The sequence below is a fragment of the Candidatus Nanopelagicales bacterium genome, from assembly GCA_028687755.1.
Lineage (GTDB): Bacteria > Actinomycetota > Actinomycetes > S36-B12 > S36-B12 > UBA11398.
Genome location: JAQTZL010000004.1, coordinates 225,829 through 232,400, shown reverse-complemented (window position 1 = coordinate 232,400; position 6,572 = coordinate 225,829). Strand labels below are relative to the sequence as shown.

7 protein-coding genes are annotated in these 6,572 nt (G+C 50.7%); 4 read left to right on the top strand and 3 right to left on the bottom strand.

The features are described from left to right. Positions 1 to 221: 221 nt before the first annotated feature. The 3 genes from PHN51_07725 (at position 222) to PHN51_07715 (ending at position 2,949) form a co-directional block, all read left to right on the top strand. Positions 222 to 1,097: a hypothetical protein gene (locus PHN51_07725; protein MDD2818667.1), complete on the top strand. Its 876-nt coding sequence runs from the start codon at positions 222 to 224 to the stop codon at positions 1,095 to 1,097. A gap of 82 nt (positions 1,098 to 1,179) precedes the next feature. Next, positions 1,180 to 2,025: a patatin-like phospholipase family protein gene (locus tag PHN51_07720; GenBank protein ID MDD2818666.1), complete on the top strand. Its 846-nt coding sequence runs from the start codon at positions 1,180 to 1,182 to the stop codon at positions 2,023 to 2,025. A 33-nt stretch (positions 2,026 to 2,058) separates the two neighbouring features. After that, positions 2,059 to 2,949 carry a 3-keto-5-aminohexanoate cleavage protein gene (locus tag PHN51_07715; protein ID MDD2818665.1) on the top strand — a complete coding sequence of 297 codons (891 nt, stop codon included), beginning with the start codon at positions 2,059 to 2,061 and terminating at the stop codon, positions 2,947 to 2,949. Between the two features lie 13 nt (positions 2,950 to 2,962). Here PHN51_07715 and PHN51_07710 read toward each other — a convergent pair whose 3' ends face one another. Further along, on the bottom strand, positions 2,963 to 3,790 hold the full coding sequence (locus PHN51_07710; GenBank protein MDD2818664.1) for a tyrosine-protein phosphatase: 828 nt from the start codon (positions 3,788 to 3,790) through the stop codon (positions 2,963 to 2,965). Further along, the gene (locus PHN51_07705) at positions 3,790 to 4,590 is read right to left on the bottom strand and encodes a thioesterase family protein (protein ID MDD2818663.1); all 801 of its coding nucleotides are present in this window, start codon (positions 4,588 to 4,590) and stop codon (positions 3,790 to 3,792) included. Before PHN51_07705 ends, PHN51_07710 begins: the two co-directional genes overlap by 1 nt. A gap of 50 nt (positions 4,591 to 4,640) precedes the next feature. On the opposite strand from PHN51_07705, the gene PHN51_07700 reads away from it, so the two are divergent. Next, a complete protein-coding gene (locus PHN51_07700) occupies positions 4,641 to 5,195 on the top strand; it encodes a DUF4287 domain-containing protein (GenBank protein MDD2818662.1) in 555 nt (184 codons plus the stop codon). A gap of 119 nt (positions 5,196 to 5,314) precedes the next feature. Here PHN51_07700 and PHN51_07695 read toward each other — a convergent pair whose 3' ends face one another. Beyond that, entirely contained in the window at positions 5,315 to 6,517 is a 1,203-nt protein-coding gene (locus PHN51_07695) for an MFS transporter (GenBank protein MDD2818661.1), read from the bottom strand. Positions 6,518 to 6,572 lie beyond the last annotated feature (55 nt).

The following is a 6,572-nucleotide window of genomic DNA, read 5'->3' as shown; positions in this document are numbered from 1 at the left end:
GTCAGGTGAGGCGACACTCTTCTAAGGGCGCTTGCCACCTTCATTGATGGCCCAACGCACAAACATAATGATGCCGAAAATGACAAGGCCGACAACGGCAACTGATTCAATGATTCCAAGCCACATAATTCAACAAGTAGAACATGGAGCCAGCACCACCTCTACACACGGGTTCGAGTTTTTCTGCACAACCTCAGATTCATGAACAGAAGGAGACTGAAATGACTTACCCGAGCACTGTTGCCCGAAAAATGTGGTCAACCTCAGAGCCTTTCGTTGCCACTGGCCTTATCTGCAAAGAGGGCCTGATCTCCGTTTCCGAACTTGGAGTCCCCAAAGGTGCAGCGTTCTTTGCTGTGCGTGGTGCACCAATGGGTGCCGCGAATACTGCAATCTTTGCTGCCGCATTCCACGGTTTCGCGCTTGAGCGTCTACAGGATGGGCTCACTGCTGCATGGGAAGTCACCTCGCCTGCCACAGTAATCGAATCAACGCATGCGGCTATCCCAGTAATGGCGCAGCGGGTGTTCGCTGACTCCCAAAATCTTCAGGAAATCACCGAAGTTGGCGAACTATTGGCCACACTCGTTTCCAATCTTGATGTTTCAGGTCGACCTTTAGCTGCAGGAAATAAGGCAGTAATCTCTCCAGATGAACCATGGGCAAAGTTGTGGCGAGCATGGAACGCTCTTCGCGAATACCGTGGCGATGCGCACGTGGCTACGTTGGTTGCCAACAACCTCACCGTCGATGAGGCTCAGGTGCTCTCAGCTACCTGGGGGGCAGCCAAGTACGACGTTGATTTATTGCGCACCACACGTGGCCTCGACGATTCGCGTTGGGAGCTTGCTCAAACTCAACTCCAAGATCGTGGACTACTCAACGCTGATGGTTCAATCAGCCCACTTGGCGCACAGATGCGTGACGACATTGAACTTCGCACTGACCAATCGTGCATGAATGCGTGGAATCAACTCAGTGCTACCGATCTTGAAGCAGTCCGTACATGCACATATAAATTGAGTGCACACATCATCGACGCAGGCCTCTTCCCCGTCCGCAGCGCCGTTGGCGCACCATGGCCACCTTCGGAATAGCGTTTCAATAATTGCCAAAACACCTTCATGGATCCAACACCCGCACTAGCGTTCGATGAAACTCGATTAAAGGAGCAAGGTCATGACGCGAGCCCTCATTTGTGGCGGTGGCGGATCTGTGGGAACTGCATGGGAAACCGGATGGTTTGCTGGGCTCCAGCAGCAAGGTTTATGGCTCAATGATGCGGATCTGATTCTTGGCACTTCAGCAGGCGCAGGAGTTGGCGTACAAGTGGCATGCGGCCACGACATGATGGCTCAAGTTGAGCGCTATCGCGCAGCCGGCAAGCGTGCTGCCGCTGGTGGCGCCACTGCTGTGCTCAATATCGACACCGATGACACCACAGGTTTCCGCAAACTTTTCGAACGCGGGCAAGCATCAGGTCGAAATGGTGATGTTGCTGTGCGCAAGGAAATTAGCGACGCTGCGCGCAATACAGTTCCAACAATCGAACTCGAAGCATTTTTGAAAACCTTTAAGTACCTCGCAAATGAACCATGGCCGCCTTCATATCGCGCCGCTTGCGTCAATATTGATACGAATGAATTTGAAGCGATCGGATATGAACTCGGTGGATCGCTTCAACACGGTGTTGCTGCTGGCTGCGCAGTTCCAGGTGTGTATCCACCCATCCAAGTTGGTGAACACTTCTACGTCGATGGCGGCTGCCTTTCACCAACCAGCGTGGATCTTGGTATTGGTTACGACAAGACGCTCGTGCTACTTGTTGCTGAGGCCCCACAACATGAAATCGATGCACTCATTGCCAGCGGAACACCGCATTTAATTATTGATGTGGATGCTGATGTGCGTGCAGTCTGGGGAGAAAATCTCATGGATGCTTCGCTTGCCTTTGAAGCAGCTGAACTTGGTTTAGCTCAGGGATTACGCGACGCGGAACGCGTTAAAGCATTCTGGAACAACTAATACTTGAGCAATCACGCACACGCAGGAGCCCTCATGAAAAAGAACGAACTACCGCTCATCATTGAAGCTGCAGTTTCGCCATTTCGACCCGATGCACCAGTGCTCGACCTTGAAACCACAGGGCTTGATGGCAAGGCGTGCGTTGAAGCTGGTGCCTCAATCATTCATCATCATCACGACACCAGAATGAACCTCGAAGAAGCAATAGTAAGTTGGGTCGCAGCCAGCGCGATCATGATGGAAGCTGACTCTGATGTGATCATGTATCCCGGAATTATGGGTGGGCGAACTGGCGAAGAACACATGTCGCATCTTGTGCCTTTGTCAGAAACCGGCACACTTGGCATGGCGCCCGTTGACCCAGGCGCACCGCTTCCCTATGACATGGGTGACGATGGTTTCCCACAAGGCCATGGCTACGTATGGAATTCATTTAGTACTTCGCGCAAGGTCGCGATTTCCATGATGGAACGCAACATCCCACTTTCAATTGGCGTCTACGAACCTTTGCAGCTTCGATGGGCCCTGGCTTGCGAGGCAAACGGCAAGCTCCCGAAGGGTTCGATGGTCAAGTTGTACTTCGGAGGCAAGTACAGCATTTATAAAATTGGCGAACCCGCATTGAACTTTGGGCTTCCACCAACACCACAAGCACTCGATATGTACCTCGCAATGATGGAGGGATCATCACTTCAATGGAATGTAGGCCTTTTCGGTGATTCCTTGCTCGATTCAACAGTCGCTCGCTACGCCCTTGAAAAGGGTGGCCATTTGCGAGTAGGAATTGAAGACATTGCCAGCGTTACTGATGCGACAAACGTTGAAACCGTTGAAGCTGCAATAGCTCTAGCCAATGAAGTTGGTCGACCAGTTGCCACACCAACACAGTCCCGAAAAATACTTGCAGGTGACACTCACGAGTGAAAGTCAGCAGGGTTTAAGAAAGCAAACGACCTTCAAGTAAGGCAAGCTCGTTTTCGTTCAAACCCAATCCGTTAACGAAGTAGGCATCTATCCCACCATACGTGGATTGAACGGTCGCAAAAGCTTCAGCAAGATAATCAGGATTAGAACTCACGACTGCCATGAATGCTTCAACATCTCCACCTGAGTTCTTTACGTCTTCAATCGCACTCGCATACCGATCAATGAGATTTTGATTCGTTTCCAGATATGAAGAAATAATGATGTCGTCTGACGCCCCTGCGAAACTTTGGATGAGCGCGGCACCCCAGCCAGTTCGATCCTTTCCGGCCGCACAAAACACCGCTACCGCACCATCGGTGTTGATAACGGAACGCAGCATTTGTGAATATCCACGTTTTGCGGAATCCATATTCACCAGATTGCGATACATATCCATCATCATGTTGTAGCCGCCAGAAAGGTTGGCGGATGGAACGTAAGCGTTCTTATCCAAGCGGCGAGGAGCAGCAGCAGCCCCTGCTTGGGTCGCGGCATTCTTCTTTGCCATGTCCCCAGCGACATTTGCAAGAACGACATCGACGGACGCTGGAAGATCAATCGGTAACTCTTCACGTTCATGATCCATACGTAGATCCACGACAGAGGAAAGACCTAGTTCAATCAACGCATCGAGTACAACGGGTGCCGGATCTACTAGGGCCTGGGTTCGAAACACGACACCTTGTGAGAACGTTCGGTTATCACGCGCTGGCACACCGCCGAGATCGCGGAAGTTCGAGTACTCGCCGCGCACAGTGGCGACGAGTTCGGTGTAGTTACTTTTTGCAGTGTCGGCCATTAATTCCGCCCATATTTTTGCGTGAGTTGGCTTTGCGTAATAACGCCTAAGTATCCGTGCTCATCAGCAAGGTCGGTTACTGCAAGTCCGATGCCATGATCGCTAATCGTTCCTTGAGTTGTGAGATGGAACCACGGACCTGTTGGCGTACCTGAAAGCGTTACATTCACATCAACATTGATTAACGCGATTCCAGCATTCGGCGCGACCGCCTGACCTAAAGGCGAGCCAAAGTCAGCCACTGCCAAGAGTTCGCAGAGTGCTGGGGTTTCTTCGCTCGACACCAACGGCACGGTCAACCGCATCCAGGCATCAGCTGATCCAGGGATTGCCCAGTCGCCTTTGGTAAATCGAGCCTCGATCGCATCGCGATGGAAGATGAGGGCAGAACCATGCGGAGCATCGCCACCGCGCGAAGCACTCTCTGGTCCAATGAGTTTTGGTGCAATCGGTAGCTCGCGCTCGACTGTTGCTACTGGATCATCTTCCTGAAGGACCAACGCACGAGCAGTTGCAACAACATTCGTGTCCGTGAGCAATTCCAGAAAGAGATGCGTGACCCGGCGCGATACCTGACGAACGGTCATTGAGGTACGCAACGGAACAAGCGGGACAGGTTTTTCGAGGTCAATATTGATGCGAGCTACGCGTTGACCTTCATTTAGCGCATCGTGAATTGCCAGACCAATCAGCGCAGAAGGCGGACCTCCGTGCATGGCATCTGGCCGCCAAGGCCCGGTGGTGAATGCAGTGGGGTGAAACCACTCCCCGTCACGAGTGAAGAGTGCTTGGGTCGTCATGATTGATGAACGTATCAGTTGATGCGAGTCGAGGAATTAGAATTTCCTTCATGGTTGCGAAGAGTTCAGACAGGGATTCCTACTTCCCGGCAATTGAGAAGAAATACGGGCAACCGATGAGCTACTGGTTTGACCAAATGGCCGAGCGCTCGAAGTGGAAATACCCTGAGCAGATCGCATTCCTGAAAGAGGAACACGCCTTCAGTCAAGCCCACGCAAATGCCCTAGTGATGTACTGCCGCGGATCGAAGACTACGAAACGATTCAACACCCTCGATGACTACCTGAAGCCATTCGACGAAACGAAGTGCACCACTGTGCGAAAAGTCTTTGATGCCATCACGTCCAAATATCCAAAACTTGAACTTGTCATCGCTTGGAATCAACCAATGCTCAAACTTGGCGATCAATACGTGTTCGGGCTTTCAGTTCATACCAAGCACATCCTTCTGGCGCCTACGAATCCAGCGGTTCTTGAACAATTCAAGGCTCGATTAGTTGATTACGAAGTACTGAAAAAGACCTTCAAAGTTCCCATTGACTGGAAAGTGGATAAGAAATTACTGCGAGACATGATTGCAGTTCAAATTTCGGAAAATTCGTAGAGGCAGTAAAGAAATACGTTCACGGGTATTGGAATAGCGCCAGAAATGAATAATGTTTCCGATTTTCTCGGCCGTCACCATCGTCAAGGTGACATTTCCAAAGTGGGTAACACGCAAGATCACCGGAGAGAGATTCCCCTAAACCCTCGCGTTGCTAGCCATCCGGTGATCAACATGAGAGCAAGAAATGCAAGTAGCCAACGCACATCATGAACGACTGCGATAGTTGCAAGGATCCATGCACCTACTGCAATCAGCATCCACCTACCCAGATTTATGTAACCTGCAACGGTCCCTCGGATTTCGGCCGGAACAAGTTGTTGGAGTAAGGCAGACGTCGTTCCAAGTGCATAGGAGGATGTAGCGCTACCAATAAATAGCAAAACACTCATAACAAAATACTGTCGCACCAGCCAATCATTTTGCAGCGTGACAAATCCGACAACAACCAGCACAACGAATGTGCAATAGGCAAGATTGAGATTGCGCCTCACTGTTATTTGCAACCCAGAAATGCTCAGTGCAAGTTGACCACAGATGACACCTATGAGGGCTGCTGTAAACGCGATAGTAGTGAGAGACAGCAGATTTAAGTCGGCAAGAACAATATTTGTCAGCTGCGTGGGAATAAGGAATACGAGAACCAAATCCATGAAAACTACTGCGCGAAATGGCGGATTATTCTTCAGTTCCTCAACTACATGTCGAAAAGTGTGATTGGTTTTTACTAATTGCCCGTGCGCCAGTGAGCGCGTTGTAAACCAAGCTAACCATGCACCAAGAAACGAGAGTCCGGCGCATACGGCCATAATTATTGCTGGAGCTCCGAGAGCTGTTGCAATCAACATTCCCACTAATGTTCCCAGCCCGACGCGCAAAATATTTATGATCTCTGCTGAGCCACGTGCTTCTTTACCGACCAAACTTGCTTGTACTTTTAAGAGCGCTGGCAACAGGAACCCTGTGCATATTCCTTCCAATGCCGTTACCGCTATCAGAGATATCACGTTCAATGACGAAGTTGCAATCATGATTGTCAGCAATGCATTCAAGAGGCCATTTGTTATCAGGCCCCCGATCAAGACAATCCTGGGTTTGTAGCTATCAACCACACGCCCGCCTAGAACACTCGACAGACTTGCAGTGACGGCAAACGTTCCCGCAACTACACCTACGCCGCTTGCATCGCCCATAACTTCCAGGCCATATCTCACCCGCGCATACTCACGAGCGCCAATCAAGATCGCCGTCGAAAACATGCCGGCGATGAACATGATAAATCTTGGATTCCCCCGCAATTGATCAATCACGAGGAGGGGCATGCCACTACTTTCCTCGCCCAATACCCATTGCCCAATTATGCTCGCAGCTCGAAGA

What these genes read in the sequence shown, in the direction of transcription:
- PHN51_07725 (MDD2818667.1), top strand. Translation starts at nt 222, where the DNA reads ATGACTTACCCGAGCACTGTTGCCCGAAAAATGTGGTCAACCTCAGAG.
- PHN51_07720 (MDD2818666.1), top strand. Translation starts at nt 1,180, where the DNA reads ATGACGCGAGCCCTCATTTGTGGCGGTGGCGGATCTGTGGGAACTGCA.
- PHN51_07715 (MDD2818665.1), top strand. Translation starts at nt 2,059, where the DNA reads ATGAAAAAGAACGAACTACCGCTCATCATTGAAGCTGCAGTTTCGCCA.
- PHN51_07710 (MDD2818664.1), bottom strand. Translation starts at nt 3,790, where the DNA reads ATGGCCGACACTGCAAAAAGTAACTACACCGAACTCGTCGCCACTGTG.
- PHN51_07705 (MDD2818663.1), bottom strand. Translation starts at nt 4,590, where the DNA reads ATGACGACCCAAGCACTCTTCACTCGTGACGGGGAGTGGTTTCACCCC.
- PHN51_07700 (MDD2818662.1), top strand. Translation starts at nt 4,641, where the DNA reads ATGGTTGCGAAGAGTTCAGACAGGGATTCCTACTTCCCGGCAATTGAG.
- PHN51_07695 (MDD2818661.1), bottom strand. Translation starts at nt 6,517, where the DNA reads ATGCCCCTCCTCGTGATTGATCAATTGCGGGGGAATCCAAGATTTATC.